Genomic DNA, 16,204 nt, shown 5'->3' with positions numbered 1-16,204 from the left:
CCCATGAACATATCCAAATTCTTCATCGATCGACCGATCTTTGCCGGCGTGCTATCGGTATTGATCCTGCTGGGGGGCATCATTTCGCTCTTCAAGCTGCCGATTTCGGAGTACCCGGAAGTCGTGCCACCTTCGGTGGTGGTGCACGCGCAATATCCGGGCGCCAATCCGAAAGTGATCGCCGAGGCTGTTGCAGCGCCGCTCGAAGAGCAGATCAACGGCGTCGAGAACATGCTGTATATGCAGTCGCAAGCCAATAGCGACGGCAATCTCACGCTGACGGTGACCTTCAAGCTCGGCACCAATCCGGACCTTGCGACGCAACTGGTCCAGAACCGCGTCAACCAGGCGCTGCCGCGTCTGCCGGAAGACGTGCAGCGTCTCGGCATCACGACGATCAAGAGTTCGCCCACGCTGACCATGGTGGTCCACCTGATCTCGCCGAATAACCGCTACGACATGACGTATCTGCGCAACTACGCGCTGCTCAACGTCAAGGACCGGCTTGCGCGGATTCAGGGCGTAGGCGAGGTGCAGTTGTGGGGTTCGGGCGACTACGCGATGCGCGTCTGGCTCGATCCGCAGAAAGTCGCGCAGCGCGGTTTGACAGCGACCGAAGTGGTCAACGCAATCCGTGAGCAGAACATTCAGGTGGCAGCCGGTGTGATCGGCGCATCGCCTTCGGTGCCGGGCACGCAGTTGCAGTTGTCGGTGAATGCGCGTGGCCGTTTGAAGACTGAGGGCGAATTCGGCGACATCATCGTCAAAACCGCGCCGGATGGCGGCGTGACGTACCTGCGTGACATCGCGCGTGTCGAACTGGCGGCGTCGGAATACGGCCTGCGTTCGCTGCTCGACAACAAGCCTGCTGTGGCGCTCGCTATCAACCAGGCGCCGGGTGCGAACTCGCTCGCGATTTCCGACCAGGTTCGTTCCGCCATGAAGGAACTGGCGGAAGACATGCCGGCGGGCGTCGAATACAAGATCGTCTATGACCCGACGCAGTTCGTGCGCTCGAGTATCGAGGCGGTGATCCACACGCTGCTCGAAGCGATCGCGCTGGTGGTGATCGTGGTGATCGTGTTCCTGCAGACGTGGCGTGCGTCGATTATTCCGTTGATTGCGGTGCCGGTGTCGATTGTCGGGACGTTCTCGTTGCTGCTTGCTTTCGGATTCTCGATCAATGCGCTGTCATTGTTCGGGATGGTGCTTGCCATCGGGATCGTGGTGGACGATGCGATTGTGGTGGTGGAGAACGTCGAACGAAATATCGAAAGCGGGCTCAGTGCGCGCGACGCGACCTATAAGGCGATGCAGGAGGTGAGCGGGCCGATTATCGCGATCGCGCTCACGCTGGTTGCCGTGTTCGTGCCGCTTGCTTTCATGACCGGCTTGACGGGCCAGTTCTACAAGCAGTTCGCGATGACCATCGCGATCTCGACCGTGATCTCGGCATTCAACTCGCTGACCTTGTCGCCGGCTTTGTCCGCGATGCTGTTGCGCAGCCACGGCGCGAAGGAAGACTTCCTGACGCGTGTGATGAATCGCGTGCTGGGCCGCTTTTTCAAGGGCTTCAACAAGGTGTTCCATCGCGGCTCGGCGGAATATGGCCGTGGCGTGACGGGCGTGCTGCGCCGCAAGGGCGCGATGCTTGTGGTCTACGCGATCCTGCTGGGCGCAGCGGTGCTGATCTCGCGCGTCGTGCCGGGCGGTTTCGTGCCGGCGCAGGACAAGGAGTACCTGATTGCCTTCGCGCAATTGCCGAACGGTGCGTCGCTGGATCGCACGGAAAAAGTGATCCGCGATATGAGCGCAATCGCGCTCAAGCAGCCGGGTGTGGAAAGCGCGGTGGCGTTCCCGGGCTTGTCGGTGAACGGTTTCACCAATAGTTCGAGCGCGGGCATTGTGTTTGTCACGTTGAAGCCTTTCAAGGAACGTGGCAGCAAGAAGCTCTCGGCGGGTGCGATTGCCGGCGCGTTGAACCAGCAGTACGGCGCGATCAAGGATTCGTTCGTGGCGGTGTTCCCGCCGCCTCCGGTGCTGGGTCTCGGCACACTCGGCGGCTTCAAGATGCAGTTGGAGGATCACGGCGCGGTGGGTTACGCGGAGTTGAACAAGGCAGCGGAAGCATTCGTGAAGAAAGCGGCGCAAACGCCTGAACTCGGTCCGACCTTCTCCAGCTATCAGATCAACGTGCCGCAGTTGAACGTCGATCTGGATCGCGTGAAGGCCAAGCAACTCGGTGTGCCGGTCACGGACGTGTTCAACACGATGCAGATCTATCTGGGCTCGTTGTATGTGAACGACTTCAACCGCTTCGGCCGCGTGTATCAGGTGCGGGTGCAGGCCGATGCGCCGTTCCGTCAACGTGCCGACGACATCCTTCAACTGAAGACGCGCAATGCTGCCGGCGACATGGTGCCGTTGTCGTCGCTGGTGACAGTGACGCCGACGTATGGTCCGGAAATGGTGGTGCGTTACAACGGCTATACGGCCGCCGACATCAACGGTGGACCGGCGCCGGGCTTCTCGTCGGGCCAGGCGCAAGCCGCGGCTGAACGCGTGGCGGCGGAAACCTTGCCGCACGGTGTGAAGCTGGAATGGACCGACTTGACGTATCAGCAGATCATCGCCGGGAATGCGGGCTTGTGGGTGTTCCCGATCAGCGTGCTGCTCGTGTTCCTCGTGCTGGCCGCGTTGTATGAAAGCCTGACGCTGCCGCTCGCGGTGATCATGATCGTGCCGATGAGCGTGCTGTCGGCGCTCACCGGTGTCTGGCTCACGGGCGGCGACAACAATATCTTCACGCAGATCGGCTTGATGGTGCTGGTGGGGCTGTCGGCGAAGAACGCGATTCTGATTGTCGAGTTCGCCCGGGAGCTGGAGCATGACGGGCGTACGCCGCTGGCGGCGGCGATCGAGGCGAGCCGCATGCGTCTGCGTCCGATTCTGATGACGTCGATCGCGTTCATCATGGGTGTGGTGCCGCTGGTGCTCTCAAGTGGGGCGGGTTCGGAGATGCGTCACGCGATGGGTATCGCGGTGTTCTTCGGCATGCTCGGCGTGACGCTGTTCGGCCTGATGCTGACCCCTGTGTTCTATGTGGTGCTGCGTACGTTGGCGGGCGGGACGATTCACGTCGCGCAGAAAGACGCACCGCACCTTGGTGCGGCAGTGACGGACGCCTGAGGAGAAAACAAAAAATGAATCGCTTTGAATCTTTAGGCGGGTGGGGCCGGGCGGCTGCCAGCGGTTTGCTGGTGGCGTTGCTCGCGGCCTGCTCCGTGGAGCCCACGTATAAGCGGCCGGAGGTGGATACGCCGGCTGCGTTCAAGGAAGCGCCTGCTGCTGCATCGGGTGTTCCCGCAGCATCGGCTACGTCCGCCGCGTCGCCGCAGGACACGGGCACCTGGAAGCCGGCTCAACCCGCCGACGACGCGCATCGCGGCGAATGGTGGACGATTTTCGGCGACCCGCAGCTCAATGCGCTGGAAGAACAGGCTGCTGCCGCGAATCAGGATCTGAAGGCGGCCGCGGCGCGTGTGCAACAGGCGCGTGCGGTGACGCAGGCAGCGAAGTCGGACTGGTTCCCGAAGTTCGACGCGGGCTTCGGGCCGACGCGTGAACGTGCGTCGGCGGCCTCGCAATTGCAGCCGGATAGCGTGGGCGGTACGACGGGCACGATCTGGCGCGCGCAGGTGGGCGCGTCGTATGAAACCGATCTGTTCGGGCGCGTTGGTTCGAACGTGAATGCGTCGCGTGCGGACGAGCAGCAAAGTGAAGCGCTATTCCGGTCGGTGCAATTGTCGCTCCAGGCTGACGTCGCGCAGAACTATTTCCAGTTGCGCGAACTTGACACGGATCAGGATCTGTACCGCCGTACCGTGGCATTGCGCGAGGACACGCTGAAGCTGGTCGAGCGCCGGTTCAGGGAAGGCGATATCGGCGAGCTGGATGTTTCGCGCTCTCGCAATGAACTGGCGAGTGCGCGTGCCGATGCAGTGGGCGTGGCGCGCCAGCGCGCGGCCTCCGAGCACAGCCTTGCGATTCTGCTCGGCAAGCCGCCGGCGGATTTCTCGTTCGCGGAAGCGCCGCTTGTGCCGGTGACGGCGCGCGTGCCGCCGGGTCTGCCTTCGGCGTTGCTCGAACGTCGGCCGGATATTTCGGCGGCAGAGCGGGCGATGATGGCGGCGAATGCGCGGGTCGGCCTGGCCAAGTCGGCGTTTTTCCCGAAGCTCGATATCACGGGCGCGGCCGGCTTTGAATCGGCGACGCTCGGCGATCTGTTCAAGTGGTCGAGCCGCGCATTCCTTCTCGGGCCGATCGCCGGCACTGCACTGACGGTGCCTTTGTTCGACGGTGGCCGCCGCAAGGCGAATCTTGCGCAAGCTCGCTCGAAGTACGACGAGGACGTTGCGCAATATCGTCAACAGGTGCTGATGGCGTTCCGTGAGGTTGAAGATAATCTGTCTGATCTGCGGTTGCTCGACGATCAGTTGCGCGAGCAGAACGACGCGGTCGTGGCCTCGCAACGGGCGGCGCATCTGTCGCGCACGCAGTACACGGAAGGTGCGGTCAGTTATCTGGATGTGATCGACGGCGAGCGGCAGGTGCTGATTTCGCAACTGCAGGCGAGCCATCTTTCGGGCACGCAGGCGGTCGCGACGGTGGATCTGATTCGCGCGCTGGGCGGCGGCTGGGGTGAGGTGAAGCCTGCGGGCGATGAGGCGGTGGGGGCGGTTGCGCCGGCTTCGGGTCCGGCTGCTGCGTCTACGTCTGTTGCTGCGTCGGTGGATCAGGTGGCGAAGCGTTAGGGTTTGCTTTTTGGTGAGTTGGCTGGTGAAGAACGCCGGGTTGCGCAAAAGCGCGGCCCGGCGTTTTTGTCGTCTGTCGCCGGCATGGGAGAACCGCCTTTATCGACGGCGCCGGCCCAACGTCACCAAATCCAGCGTCTGCTGTCCGGTTGAGATGTCTTCCGCCAGCTTAAATGCAGGGCGTTGAATTTCGACCTCTTGTTCGCTGAGACCGCATAACTCCGCGAATAGTGCGCGCCACGACGTATGCACGGTGTCGGCCATTGCGCGCAACGTGTCCCACGCTTCCTCCATCTCGTACGAAAACGCGGGTGCGTCGACGACCAGGCTATCAGGCGTTGCAATGCGACTTCCCCGGCGGTTCAATGCCATCGCCTGATCTTCTCGCCGTCGCGGTATCGCCACGATGTCATAGGCCGGCGACATCCCCCAGGAACCAGAGCGGTAAAGCAGGCCGTGATTGCGTGGATGATCGTCATAGTTGCCGACCAGCGCATTGAACACCATACGCCGCCACAGTTCGCGTTGCTGATCGGCGTAGCCTTGGTTCCGATCTGCGCACCAACGCCGCAACTCATGCGCGAACTTGACATACGAGCGGTCCGGGTCCTCCCGCGTCGAATCGCTGCGCAGTCGCAGCACGGTTGCCGCGCTCGCGAACAGCGAGCGTTGGACTCCGTTAGCGACCACGTCACGGTCGAATCTTTTAACCAGTACGACCTCGTGCTGGCCCATCCTGCTGTAGTGCACCTGGGCCGCGTCAATTCCACATTGCGCGGCCAGCGTCATCGCAACGAATTCGCGCGCCGGAAGAAACGGTGCCGCGCCGCGCTCCTGTAGCTTGGCAATCCACCATTGTGTCGAACTGTCGCTTTGCCGTGTGATGGTCAGCTTGGGTTTTTCGCCACCAAGACTGGTGCCGTCGTCTATTCCGGATAGTTGCTCAACGACGCGACGGACCGAGAATCCGGGCTCGGCATCGGCGAGTTGCAGTTTCAAGTCATCTTCGGATGGCGGCCGAAATGCGATCTTTCGATCGATCATTTCGGGCAAGCAGACTTCGATTGCTCCGACACCGTCTCCGACGGCGAGGTCCATCCGGTCGATCTCGTCGAGATCCTGCCTCGCGTGTTTCGCGAGGAGTAAATCCAGGCCGAATCCCTCAGGCGCTGCATCGCGCAATACGCCGAAAATACCATTCATCAGTGTTGTCGTTGCAGGTTTCGTCGAGCGCGAGAACGGCAGGTTGCTCGGGTCGATAGGCAGGGCGCCAGCACGTGTCCTATATTCCGGAAGATAGGCGAATTGCCCAATCTGCGGCGACCATTCGAAAGTGCCGCAGGCGACTGGCTCAACTTCGCCGGGAAGCCATATCCACACCGGTCGTGTTTTTTCAGCCATGCGATCCCCGCACGCGCTTTGGCAAGCGCCTTAGCGCTTCATTCTGGATCACGGGGTCATCTTCCGGTCGTGCGGCCTGCCGAAGCATGTCCAGAGAGTCCAGCAACCAGAGGGCCATGACGACTTGCCCGAATGCAACAGACGGTCGGCCCTTCTCAAGGTTGACCACGGTGTTCACGCTGACGCCCATCTTCGCGGCGAGATCCGCCTGAGTCCACGATCGGGCTCGGCGCGCGAGCCCGATCTTGCGTCCCAAGGCGGCGATGACCTCTTCGGCTTCGAACGGCAGCATGTCGAGCAGCTGAGTTTTTTTCACAATTAAATCAAATTTAAGCGGCTAAATTTTGATTTTATACATATTTTTGTGGTTTTCAAGTCCTGCTGTCGATCCCGCCTCCCCAAATCATTTTTCCCGCTTATCTTCCCAAAATCCATTCGTAGACCGCCGGTTTCCCGCCGTCTATCATGATTCGCACCTCATCTGGAGAGAGGCGATGACCTGTCCGATCTGCCGCTGTCCGCGTTGATCCGCTCGCGCGTTCTATTGCTGCTGTGCGCTGATTAACCCGCGCGTTGCAGATTCCCGTTGTCCTACCGATTCCGGCATGCGTGCCCGCATGCCGTGGGATCGGCTCGCCTCGAAACGCACCACACACAACCCTGAAGAGCTCACCATGCGCATTTCTCTGTCTGCAGTGAAGCGATTTTTCCATGTGCCGGCGCTAGCGCTGATCGGTGCATTCGGCGTTGCGCTGGCGTTGTCTGCTGCGCCTGCCTTCGCGGCGGACACGCCCACCTTGAAAATCGGCATCGCCACCAGTCCGCAAATCGAGGCACTCAAAGTCGCCGCGCGCGAGGCGAAGGAGCAAGGGCTGGACGTGAAGATCATCGAGTTTACCGACTGGAATACGCCGAACGCCGCGCTCGCCAACAAGGATATCGACGTCAACTATTTCCAGCACATCCCGTTTCTCGAGAACGCAAAGAAGCAGGGCGGCTATACCTTCGTCGCGATCGCGCCGGGCACGATCATGAAGATCGGCCTGTACTCGAAGAAAGTTAAACGCTTCGACGAATTGAAGGACGGCGCCACCGTCGCCATCGCTAACGATCCGGTCAACGGTGGCCGTGGTTTGCTGTTGTTGCAACGCGCCGGTCTCATCAAGCTGACCCCGGGCATCGACTATCGTGCCACCACGCTTGACATCATCGACAACCCGAAGCATCTGAAAATCGTCCAGCTCGAAGCATCGCAGTTGGCCCGCTCGCTCGACGATGTCGATCTCGCCCAAGGCTACCCGAGCTTCATCAAGCTGGCGGGCACGACCGATCCGAATAGCGCATTGCTGTTCGATGGCCTGGAAAACAAGAACTACGCGATCCAGTGGGTCGTGCGCCCGGAAAGCGTCAACGATCCGCGTATCCGCAAGTTCATCTCGATCTATCAGCATTCGCCCGCTGTGCGCGCCGCGCTTGATAAAGCGTTCGGCAATCTCTATGCCGTCGCGTGGTGAGTCAGACAACCCAGCCACGCAACTAGCGTCGTATAAAGCAAGGAGCCGCACGATGGCGAAGAAAAAGATCCTGCTGAACGCGTTCAACATGAATGCGGTGGGCCATATCAATCATGGTTTGTGGACGCATCCGCGCGACCGTTCGGCGCATTACACCGACCTCGACTACTGGACGAGCCTCGCGCAAACGCTTGAGCGCGGCAAATTCGATGGCATCTTTCTCGCGGATATCGTCGGCGTATATGACGTCTATCAGGGCGGCCCGGACACCCCGTTGCGCGAATCGGTGCAGATTCCGATCAACGATCCATCGCTGATCGTGCCCGCGATGGCGCATGTGACGAAGCATATCGGCTTTGGCGTCACGTCGAATCTGACGTACGAGCCACCGTATCTGTTCGCGCGCCGCATGTCGACGCTGGATCACCTGACCAGGGGCCGGGTTGGCTGGAACATTGTCACCGGCTATCTGGACAGTGCCGCGCGCGGCATGGGCCTCGCGCAACAGATCAGCCACGACGATCGTTACGATCGCGCGGACGATTACATGGACGTCGTCTATAAGCTGTGGGAGCAAAGCTGGGAGGACGACGCGGTGGTGCGCGATCGCGAGGCACGTATCTTCTCGCATCCTGACAAGGTGCATCGCGTGAAACACGACGGTCCGTACTATTCGATCGACGCCATTCATTTGAGCGAGCCGTCGCCGCAACGCACGCCGGTTTTGTATCAGGCGGGCTCGTCGAGCCGGGGTGTCGATTTCGCGGCGCGTCACGCGGAATGTGTGTTTGTCGGTGGCCAGAACAAACAACTGACGCGCTCCATTGTCGACGACATTCGTGCACGAGCGGTCAGCTTCGGCCGCGCGCCTGACGATATCAAGATCTTTGCCGGCATTACCGTTGTAGTCGGCGAAACAGAACGCGCTGCACAAGAGAAATTCGAAGAGTACCGGCGTTATGCGAGCGCGGAGGGCGGTATTGCGCATTTCTCCAGTTCGACCGGCATCGACTTCTCGCAGTACGAACTGGACGAACCGATCTCGTATGTGAAGACCGAATCGATGCAATCGGCAGTCGAAGCGATTTCGAAGAAGAGCGTGAGCGGTGTGTGGACCAAGCGCAAGGTGCTCGAACAGATGACGCTCGGTGGCCGTGCGAAGCCGGTAGTCGGCTCGCCGCAGCAGATCGCGGATGAGCTGGTGTCGTGGATTGAAGAGGCGGGCGTCGACGGATTCAATCTGACGCGTACGGTCATGCCCGAATCGTTCGAAGACTTCGTCGATCTGGTGGTGCCGGAATTGCAGAATCGCGGCGTTTACAAAGAGGACTACGACCCGGCGCCGACATTGCGCGAAAAACTATTCGGTGCCGGTCGCGCGCGACTGCCTGAGGCACACGCCGGCGCGCAACATCGGCGTAATACGCAAACCGGGGCGCAAACCGGGGCGAAATCCGGCGCGCGATCCACAGTGGCAGCATGAGAGGAACGAAGCCATGGCTAACCTATTCGACGTGCCGCAGTTCATTGAAGACGCGCCGTCCCTCGCCTTGAATCGTGCCGCGGCCGATACCGCGCAAGACGTTGTCGTATTCGACGACGTGGGCAAGGTGTTCGCCAACACGCGCGGTGTGTCGACCGCGGCGTTGGCGAACGTCACGCTGAAGGTGGCGCGCGGCGAAGTGTTCGGCATCATCGGCCGCAGCGGCGCAGGAAAATCGACGCTGCTTCGGCTCGTCAACGGTCTCGAAAAACCGAGTTCCGGCGCTGTGCGCGTGAACGGCGTGAGCGTCGGCGAACTCGACGAACGCGGGCTGGTCACGCTGCGGCGGCGTATCGGCATGGTGTTCCAGCATTTCAATTTGCTCTCAGCGAAAACGGTGCACGAGAACATTGCGTTGCCGCTAAAGATCGCGGGCGCGCCTAAAGCGGCGATCGACAAAAAGGTCGACGCCTTGCTCGAACTGGTCGGGCTGTCGACCAAGCGCGATGCCTATCCGGCGAGTCTGTCCGGCGGACAGAAGCAGCGCGTCGGGATCGCGCGTGCACTCGTGACCGACCCGGACATTCTGCTGTGCGACGAGGCGACCTCCGCGCTCGACCCCGAAACGACACAAGCCATTCTCGCGTTGCTGCGCGATATCAATCAGCGGCTCAATCTGACCGTCGTGCTGATCACGCACGAGATGCAGGTCATCCGGGAGGTCTGCGATACCGTGGCCGTGATCGAGCGCGGTGAAGTGGTGGAGACCGGTCCGGTCTGGCGCGTTTTCGGCGACCCACGGCATGACGCGACCCGCGCATTGCTGCGTACCCTGGTTCATGACCTGCCCACCGATCTGGCTGCGCGCGTCAAACCGTTGCACGAGATCGCGCAAGCGGATGCGCGGATTCTGCTCGACGTGCGCTTCACCGGCAGTGATGCCCGCGAACCCGACCTGGGCGGATTGACGTCCGCATTGAGCATGGAAGGTGGCCGCGTGAGTTTCGTGCATGGCGGCATCGACCGGATTCAGGGACATGCGCAAGGGCGTCTGGTGGTGTCGGCAGAAGTGCGCGCGAATGCGGACGGCACGCTGCAAAAGCAGATCGCGACGCTGCTCGAGCGAGCGCGTCACCATGCCAATCATGTCGAGGTACTAGGCTATGTCTGATCTCTGGCTCTCGGAACTCGCCGATGCCATTCGCGATACCGTCGTCATGGTCGGCGTATCCGCTTTCATCGCAGCGTTGGTCGGCATTCCGCTCGCCCTGGTGCTGGTCACCACCACGCGCGGCGGCATCTTTGAAAAACGTGCGGTGAACAACACGCTCGGCGCGCTCGTCAATGTGTTCCGTTCAACACCTTTCATCATTCTGCTGGTCGCGCTGCTGCCGCTCACGCGTTTGCTGATCGGCACGACGATCGGTGTGTGGGCCGCGATTGTGCCGCTCAGTATCGCGGCGATTCCCTTTTTTGCACGCGTGGCCGAAGTGAGCTTGCGCGAAGTGGACCGTGGTTTGATCGAAGCCGCGCAGGCAATGGGCGCGCAGCGCCGGCATATCATCTGGCATGTGCTGCTGCCTGAAGCGCTGCCGGGCATTCTCGGCGGCTTCACGATCACCGTGGTGGCGATGATCGGTTCCTCGGCCATGGCGGGCGCCGTGGGCGCCGGTGGTCTCGGCGATCTGGCGATCCGCTACGGCTATCAGCGTTTCGATACCACCGTGATGGTGACGGTGATTGCGTTGCTAATTGTGATTGTGACGGCGGTGCAGTTCGTCGGCGACCGCTTCGTGCGACGGCTTGCGCAGCGCGCATGACCGGCGCGTTTCGACCGCTATTTGAATGACGAATACGCGTATACGGCCCACGATTTCAGCGCTGACGTCACCGTCTGCCATGCTATTTACAACGGGCGCGGCGAGACGCCCGCTCACCTGATCGAATGCAAACCGGCCGCGCTGATAAACCGCGTGTCGCTCGCCAAACTCTTCACGTGGACATTGCATGAACGAACCTAGACATCCCGAGGCGCTGCAAACCGACGCTGCACCCGTGGTGCGCGATCTCACCGGCTTGCTTGGCGCGTTGCGGTCCAGCGCGGCTCAGCGCGATCGCGACGGCGGTCACGCCGCGCAGGAGAAACAATGGATCGCCGACGCGGGGCTGCTTACGCTCGCTGTGCCGCGTGAATTCGGCGGTATCGGCGCGCGCTGGCCTGAGATCTACGACACGATTCGCCAGATCGCGCGAGTCGACAGTGCGCTCGCGCATCTGTTGGGCTTCACCTGCCTGCAGGTGGTCAGCGTCAATGTTTGGGGCAATCCGGAACAACGTGCCCACTATCTGAGCGGCACCGTGGAAGGGCGCTGGTGGTGGGGCAATGCGGTCAATCCGCTCGACACGCGACTCGTTGCACGTGCAACCAGCGACGGCGGCTATCGTCTCGATGGACAGAAAGGATTTTGTTCCGGCACGCGCGGCTCGCACATGATGACGGTTTCCGCGCACGATCCGGCTACCGGCAAAGCGATGTTCGCCGTGGTGCCGACCGCGCGCGAGGGCATCACCGTTCAGGACGACTGGAATCCGATCGGTCAGCGGCAAACCGATAGCGGCAGCGTCTCCTTTGTGCAAGTCAAGGTCGAGCCGCATGAGGTGCTGGAGCGGGCCGACACGCCATACGCGAGTTTGCGCACGCTGATCTCGCAGCAGGTGCTGACCAATCTGTTCGTCGGGATCGCGCAGGGTGCGCTCGAAGAAGCACGCGCCTACGTCACGCAATACGGCAAGCCGTGGATCTCGTCCGGTGTCGATAAGGCCACAGACGATCCCTACCTGATCCAGCGTTTCGGCGAGATGCGCCTGCAGACGGTAAGCGCCGAGGCGCTGGCAGCGCGAGCCGCCTACGCGCTCGAAGATGCGTGGCAACAAGGCCCGGCTTTGGACGCCGAAACCCGAGCGCACGTGGCGCTCGCCACCTCGGAGGCGAAAATCGTCGCGCACCGCGCCGCGCTCGACGTCAGCGAGCAACTGTTCGACGCCTGCGGCGCCCGCGCCACGCACGCGCCGCTCGCGCTCGACCGCTTCTGGCGCAATGCTCGCGTGCATACGTTGCATGATCCGCTCGACTATCGCGTGCGCGATGTCGGCCGGTATGCACTCAGCGGGACATTGTCGGAGGTTTCTTTGTACACTTGAGGCGGTTCGCGGCGGCCTCTATGAGGCGTTGCGGTTTATCCCCTTCAAGAGACCACCGGCTTGCAGTTCAAACTACCGACTACCGCCACGGCGCCGTTTTGCCCGTCCGAAGTGCAAGGCACGGTCGCCGTCACGCTAGGCGCGCCGTTCTGGAAAAAAATCCTGCAATTCGCGGGGCCCGGTCTGCTGATTTCGATCGGCTACATGGACCCCGGCAATTGGGCCACCGATATCGAAGCGGGGTCGCGTTACGGCTATAGCCTGCTGTTCGTCGTCATGCTGTCGAGTCTTGCGGCGATGGCGCTGCAATGCCTGAGCATGCGTCTCGGCATCGCCACCGGGCGTGACCTCGCGGAATTGTCGCGACTGCGTTATTCGCCAGGTGTCGCGCGTTTTCAGTGGCTGCTTGCCGAGCTTTCCATCGTGGCCTGCGATCTGGCCGAAGTGCTCGGCGGTGCGTTGGCCTTCCATCTGCTCTTCAAATGCTCGCTGACCACGGGCGTGTTGCTGACCGCGTTCGACACGCTGATCGTACTCGGCCTGAAGGGCAAGAATTTCCGCGATCTCGAAGCGATCATGCTCGGGTTGGTCGCGACGATCGGCGTTGGCTACATCATCGAGCTGGCGCTGGTGAAGCCGCATTGGCCGTCGGTTGCGCAAGGACTGATTCCTTCGTGGCAGGCGCTCAGCAGCCGCGAGCCGATGTATCTGGCGATCGGCATTCTCGGTGCGACCGTGATGCCGCACAACCTCTACCTGCATTCATCGATCGTGCAGACCCGCGCGGTCAAGCGCGATCCGGCCAGTATCAGGTCGGCGATCGGCATGTCGCGCATCGATACGATCGTCTCGCTGGTGATCGCGCTGCTGATCAATATGGCGATCCTGATTCTCGCGGCCGCCGCGTTCAATGCGACCGGCCACAATCAGGTCACCGAAATCGAAGACGCGTACAAGCTGCTGGCGCCGATCGTCGGCACGGGTTTCGCGGCGGTGCTGTTCGCGATTACGCTGCTGGCTTCGGGGCAAAGCTCGACCTTCACCGGCACGGTGGCGGGGCAGGTCATCATGGAAGGCTTTCTCAAGCTGAAAATTCCGTGCTGGCAGCGGCGCTTCATCACGCGGGCACTCGCCTTGATTCCGGCGCTGATCGGCGTGCAGATGATGGGTAACGGCGCAGTCGGCACGCTGCTGGTTGCAAGCCAGGTTGTGTTGAGCCTGCAACTGCCGTTCGCGCTTTATCCGCTGATCCGCATGACCAATGATCGTTCGTTGATGGGCGAATTCGCCAACAGGCTGCCGACGCGGCTCCTCGCCTGGTCGCTGTTCGTGGTGATCAGTGCGGCGAATCTGTGGCTGGTGGTGCAGACGGTCGGGTTGGTGGGCTGATGGGGGCGTAGGAGGCAGCGGAGCGGATGCCGGGCGTCAGGTGTCTGGTGTCCGGTCCCCGGGCGCAAGCCACATAAAAAAAGTCCGCGTGACGGCGGACTTTTTCCCTCGGTGCTTCGGTTCGAATCAGGCTGGACCGGCCCTCATCGATTCCAATCGACTCAGGCGGCTTGCGCGATCTGCGCTGCTTCGAGCGCTTCCTGGCGAGCGGCGGCGGCCTTCTTGGTCTTGCCGGCGCGCGACGGCGGCTGGCACGCGCCACACACCACGTTGTGCTGCAGGTCGTGCTTGTGCGCGACGAACTTGCCGGTGCAACGGCAGCACTTGGTCAGCTGCAGGATGTCGGCGTCGAAGAAACGCACCAGCGTCCATGCACGCGTCAGATCCAGCACCGGTTCGGCGTCGCTGTGCTGGCAATGTTCCAGATACAGCCGATACCCTTTGGTCAGCGCATCCAGGTGCGAGCAGTGCGCTTCGTTCTTCAGGAACAGGTACGTGTTGTAAAACAACGACGCGTGGATGTTCGCCAGCCACGTCATGTACCAGTCCGCCGAGAACGGCAGCATGCCCTTGGGCGGCGATACGCCTTTAACCTCGCGGTACAGGCGGATCATGCGGTCGCGCGAAAGCGTCAACTCGCTTTCGAGAACCTGCATGCGCGCGCCGAGTTCAATCAGCGCGATGGCCCGGAATACTTCCTGGGCGTCTTCCGTCAGGCTACGCTTGAGCATCGCGGTCACCTCGATTAAGCAAACTGCTCGGCAGGCTGGCCTGCAAGCAGGATCGCCGCGTGAGTCGGTGCAACTGCCGTGTGCTTCGTCGTTTGCGTCAACGCCGACAACATCGAGTGGTCGTTGAAGCGGAAGAAGCACAAAAGCTGATCGGAAGCGGCCAGCTTGACAATCTGCGCGAGCGACAGCCCGGCAAGCAAATCAGCCAGTTCCGACGACAGTCCCAGCCGGAACATGCCGACCGGTTTGTCCTCACGCAACATACGTTGCGCGAGCATGATGTAAGACAAGTTGATCTCGCGGATTGAATCCAGCGTCTCGCTGCTACGGTCCATTTTCTGTGTTTCCGAAGCCCCGAATTACTATGTCGGCATTTTTTGCCGTTATGTCTTTTGTGCCTCACCGGAAACGGTAACCTCCGGCTACATGTCACCACCTGATACAGATGGCGACCTTTTGATACATCGCGTTACATTTCGTAACAGCTTGGGACGAATTGTATGAAGGGCAAAACAAGAAATCAATCCCCTCACAAAAAAATATCTCAAAAAAATGCATCAAATTTCGGTAACTATTTCACGGCCTTGTAATAGAGCATGCATAGCAGATTATTTGCCGCCCAGGAATTTTGTCTGATCCATGGAAACCCTTGTGTGATGGGCTCTATGGTCAATTGTCTGAGCAATGGCGCGCGGCCGGTCGAGACCCGAAAAAGCAGGCCTGAATCAGAAAGGAAATAGAAAGCGAGGCTAATTAAAAGTAATAAATACCGCTTGTTGGTGTTGCGGTAGGGGCGGATCGAAGGTGTAACAGGTTGGTGTGGCCCCAGTTACAAACTAGGCGGTATTTGTAACTTCTAGCAAGCGTTTGCGCGACCCCGGTCGACTTTCGGGGCGAACGCCGGGTGCAAGCGGGTACCGTGTACGTTGCCGGCAAAGCCGGCGACCAGCCGCAGCCAGCGGCGCAAGCTGCCTGACACGGTGCCGCAGAATTAGGCACGGACGTTACAACCCCAGGCCAGACGGGCTTTGTAGCCGAACATCAGGCCCGCTGGTCACTGCCACTGCCACTTGTCGCGGTGCCGCCGGGCGAACGACCTGCGGCGGGATCGGTACCCGATAGCTGTTACATGAAACGGGCCATCAGATCCGCATCGTGAAACACGCCGTTGACGTTCAACGCCTCGATCTCGCAGCCATATTGGCGAAAACCAAATGACTCGTAGAGTTTGCGCGCCGCCTCGTTGCGGCGACTCACCATCAACTGGATTTGCCTCAGGCCCTCTATTTGTGCCGCTCGCGCCAGCAACTCATTAAGCAACGCGCGCCCGACTCCGCGGCCCGAAGCTTCCGGCGCGACATACATGCCGACGATCGAGGCTTTGTGCCGTTGCTTGTCGTTCTGGTTGCGCAGCAATCCGACCACGCCGATCAGCGGCGCATCGGCCAATGCGTAAGCACCGAGCAAAAAGTCTCCTTCTGCCGCGCGCTCGCCCTGCAACATCGCGTCGTGCCTCGCGGCGCCTCTGGCGAGCGCTTCCTCGTAACTTTGACCGAACGACTCCGGATGTGCCTTCAGTCCGCGCAGGCGAAGCTGGAAGTAGGCGTCGCGGTCGGCCGACCCGAGTTGGCGGATCAGCGGAGCGTGGGTGATCAATTGCGTCTCTCCATG

At 61.1% G+C, this 16,204-nt stretch carries 14 protein-coding genes; 9 read left to right on the top strand and 5 right to left on the bottom strand.

Translation table 11 applies throughout. The annotated features are described in order from the left end of the window. The first annotated feature begins 3 nt into the window (after positions 1-3). Positions 4-3,189, top strand: coding sequence for an efflux RND transporter permease subunit (locus tag KHO23_RS28145; RefSeq protein WP_211615274.1), 3,186 nt, complete (start codon positions 4-6; stop codon positions 3,187-3,189). A 14-nt stretch (positions 3,190-3,203) separates the two neighbouring features. After that, on the top strand, positions 3,204-4,814 hold the full coding sequence (locus tag KHO23_RS28140; protein WP_211615272.1) for an efflux transporter outer membrane subunit: 1,611 nt from the start codon (positions 3,204-3,206) through the stop codon (positions 4,812-4,814). Between the two features lie 99 nt (positions 4,815-4,913). On the opposite strand, the gene KHO23_RS28135 is transcribed toward KHO23_RS28140, so the two are convergent. Both KHO23_RS28135 and KHO23_RS28130 read right to left on the bottom strand, forming a co-directional pair. Then, positions 4,914-6,215 carry a type II toxin-antitoxin system HipA family toxin gene (locus KHO23_RS28135; RefSeq protein WP_211615271.1) on the bottom strand — a complete coding sequence of 434 codons (1,302 nt, stop codon included), beginning with the start codon at positions 6,213-6,215 and terminating at the stop codon, positions 4,914-4,916. Next, positions 6,208-6,507, bottom strand: a complete 300-nt coding sequence (locus KHO23_RS28130; RefSeq protein ID WP_211615269.1) for a helix-turn-helix domain-containing protein — start codon at positions 6,505-6,507, stop codon at positions 6,208-6,210. Before KHO23_RS28130 ends, KHO23_RS28135 begins: the two co-directional genes overlap by 8 nt. Positions 6,508-6,889: 382 nt before the next feature. Here KHO23_RS28130 and KHO23_RS28125 point away from each other — a divergent pair, with 382 nt between their 5' ends. Genes KHO23_RS28125 through KHO23_RS28095 form a run of 7 tightly spaced genes read left to right on the top strand, consistent with a single transcriptional unit; the run spans position 6,890 to position 13,802 of the window. Further along, the gene (locus tag KHO23_RS28125) at positions 6,890-7,729 is read left to right on the top strand and encodes a MetQ/NlpA family ABC transporter substrate-binding protein (RefSeq protein ID WP_211615315.1); all 840 of its coding nucleotides are present in this window, start codon (positions 6,890-6,892) and stop codon (positions 7,727-7,729) included. Positions 7,730-7,781: 52 nt separating this feature from the next. Beyond that, positions 7,782-9,212: an LLM class flavin-dependent oxidoreductase gene (locus KHO23_RS28120; RefSeq protein ID WP_211615266.1), complete on the top strand. Its 1,431-nt coding sequence runs from the start codon at positions 7,782-7,784 to the stop codon at positions 9,210-9,212. Between the two features lie 13 nt (positions 9,213-9,225). Then, on the top strand, positions 9,226-10,383 hold the full coding sequence (locus tag KHO23_RS28115) for a methionine ABC transporter ATP-binding protein (protein ID WP_211615264.1): 1,158 nt from the start codon (positions 9,226-9,228) through the stop codon (positions 10,381-10,383). After that, positions 10,376-11,032, top strand: a complete 657-nt coding sequence (locus tag KHO23_RS28110) for a methionine ABC transporter permease (protein WP_211615262.1) — start codon at positions 10,376-10,378, stop codon at positions 11,030-11,032. The genes KHO23_RS28115 and KHO23_RS28110 overlap by 8 nt, the downstream gene beginning before the upstream one ends. 21 nt (positions 11,033-11,053) lie before the next feature. After that, a complete protein-coding gene (locus KHO23_RS28105) occupies positions 11,054-11,233 on the top strand; it encodes a hypothetical protein (protein WP_211615260.1) in 180 nt (59 codons plus the stop codon). Beyond that, positions 11,220-12,413, top strand: coding sequence for an acyl-CoA dehydrogenase family protein (locus KHO23_RS28100; protein ID WP_211615258.1), 1,194 nt, complete (start codon positions 11,220-11,222; stop codon positions 12,411-12,413). Before KHO23_RS28105 ends, KHO23_RS28100 begins: the two co-directional genes overlap by 14 nt. A 60-nt stretch (positions 12,414-12,473) precedes the next feature. Continuing rightward, complete coding sequence (locus tag KHO23_RS28095) at positions 12,474-13,802, top strand: Nramp family divalent metal transporter (protein WP_211615256.1); 1,329 nt, start codon at positions 12,474-12,476, stop codon at positions 13,800-13,802. Positions 13,803-13,963: 161 nt separating this feature from the next. Here KHO23_RS28095 and flhC read toward each other — a convergent pair whose 3' ends face one another. The 3 genes from flhC to KHO23_RS28080 form a co-directional block, all read right to left on the bottom strand. Further along, complete coding sequence (gene flhC / locus KHO23_RS28090) at positions 13,964-14,533, bottom strand: flagellar transcriptional regulator FlhC (protein WP_211615254.1); 570 nt, start codon at positions 14,531-14,533, stop codon at positions 13,964-13,966. 14 nt (positions 14,534-14,547) lie between these two features. Further along, entirely contained in the window at positions 14,548-14,868 is a 321-nt protein-coding gene (gene flhD / locus KHO23_RS28085; RefSeq protein WP_007177882.1) for a flagellar transcriptional regulator FlhD, read from the bottom strand. 790 nt (positions 14,869-15,658) lie between these two features. Further along, entirely contained in the window at positions 15,659-16,186 is a 528-nt protein-coding gene (locus KHO23_RS28080; RefSeq protein WP_407946082.1) for a GNAT family N-acetyltransferase, read from the bottom strand. Between the last annotated feature and the right edge of the window lie 18 nt (positions 16,187-16,204).

It is taken from the genome of Paraburkholderia haematera, from assembly GCF_905220975.1.
GTDB lineage: Bacteria > Pseudomonadota > Gammaproteobacteria > Burkholderiales > Burkholderiaceae > Paraburkholderia > Paraburkholderia haematera.
This window is presented reverse-complemented; position numbering and strand designations above follow the sequence as displayed.

Excerpts from the sequence above, each read along its gene's own strand:
- KHO23_RS28110 (WP_211615262.1), top strand. The coding sequence starts at position 10,376 with ATGTCTGATCTCTGGCTCTCGGAACTCGCCGATGCCATTCGCGATACC.
- flhC (WP_211615254.1), bottom strand. The coding sequence starts at position 14,533 with ATGCTCAAGCGTAGCCTGACGGAAGACGCCCAGGAAGTATTCCGGGCC.
- KHO23_RS28125 (WP_211615315.1), top strand. The coding sequence starts at position 6,890 with ATGCGCATTTCTCTGTCTGCAGTGAAGCGATTTTTCCATGTGCCGGCG.
- KHO23_RS28130 (WP_211615269.1), bottom strand. The coding sequence starts at position 6,507 with ATGCTGCCGTTCGAAGCCGAAGAGGTCATCGCCGCCTTGGGACGCAAG.
- KHO23_RS28145 (WP_211615274.1), top strand. The coding sequence starts at position 4 with ATGAACATATCCAAATTCTTCATCGATCGACCGATCTTTGCCGGCGTG.
- flhD (WP_007177882.1), bottom strand. The coding sequence starts at position 14,868 with ATGGACCGTAGCAGCGAGACGCTGGATTCAATCCGCGAGATCAACTTG.
- KHO23_RS28135 (WP_211615271.1), bottom strand. The coding sequence starts at position 6,215 with ATGGCTGAAAAAACACGACCGGTGTGGATATGGCTTCCCGGCGAAGTT.
- KHO23_RS28115 (WP_211615264.1), top strand. The coding sequence starts at position 9,226 with ATGGCTAACCTATTCGACGTGCCGCAGTTCATTGAAGACGCGCCGTCC.
- KHO23_RS28140 (WP_211615272.1), top strand. The coding sequence starts at position 3,204 with ATGAATCGCTTTGAATCTTTAGGCGGGTGGGGCCGGGCGGCTGCCAGC.
- KHO23_RS28120 (WP_211615266.1), top strand. The coding sequence starts at position 7,782 with ATGGCGAAGAAAAAGATCCTGCTGAACGCGTTCAACATGAATGCGGTG.
- KHO23_RS28100 (WP_211615258.1), top strand. The coding sequence starts at position 11,220 with ATGAACGAACCTAGACATCCCGAGGCGCTGCAAACCGACGCTGCACCC.